This is a genomic window from Rahnella sp. PD4 (genome assembly GCF_049199325.1).
Taxonomy (GTDB): Bacteria; Pseudomonadota; Gammaproteobacteria; order Enterobacterales; family Enterobacteriaceae; genus Rahnella; species Rahnella perminowiae.
Window position 1 is genome coordinate 1 of record NZ_JBLZQF010000029.1, and the last position, 640, is coordinate 640.

The window sequence follows — 640 nt, forward strand, 5'->3', positions numbered from 1 at the left end:
GCGCTTACCACTTTGTGATTCATGACTGGGGTGAAGTCGTAACAAGGTAACCGTAGGGGAACCTGCGGTTGGATCACCTCCTTACCTCAAGATACGCATTGTGCAGTGTCCACACAGATTGTCTGATGAAATTAATGAGCAAGAGCACCTGTTGATGCGGTAAGGGCAACCTTACGCTGATGCGAAAAGTGCCAAACCACTCAGGTGGTCTGGTACGGATTTTTCGTGTCCCCATCGTCTAGAGGCCTAGGACACTGCCCTTTCACGGCTGTAACAGGGGTTCGAATCCCCTTGGGGACGCCAATCCGATAATGTGTGAAAGACATTATCCCCTGTTCTTTATGAACAGAAAATAACTTAAAGATGACTTTAACGAGTCATGTTTAAGATATTGCTCTTTAACAATCTGGAACAAGCTGAAAATTGAAAGTTTACAGCTGAGCATCACTCTCCGTATCTGTACTGAGTGGTGGATTAGTCTGTAACAGAGTCTCTCAAATAATCGCAATGCGGCGGTGGAAACACCTTCGGGTTGTGAGGTTAAGCGACTAAGCGTACACGGTGGATGCCTAGGCAGTCAGAGGCGATGAAGGGCGTGCTAATCTGCGAAAAGCGTCGGTAAGGTGATATGAACCGTTAT

At 47.0% G+C, this 640-nt stretch carries 1 tRNA gene and 2 rRNA genes; all 3 read left to right on the forward strand.

What is annotated here, in order from left to right:
• Positions 1–84: ribosomal RNA gene (locus ACOZIO_RS25045) — 16S ribosomal RNA — on the forward strand; the annotation flags it as partial.
• A gap of 143 nt (positions 85–227) precedes the next feature.
• A tRNA-Glu gene (locus ACOZIO_RS25050) sits at positions 228–303 on the forward strand.
• 235 nt (positions 304–538) lie between these two features.
• Positions 539–640: ribosomal RNA gene (locus tag ACOZIO_RS25055) — 23S ribosomal RNA — on the forward strand; the annotation flags it as partial.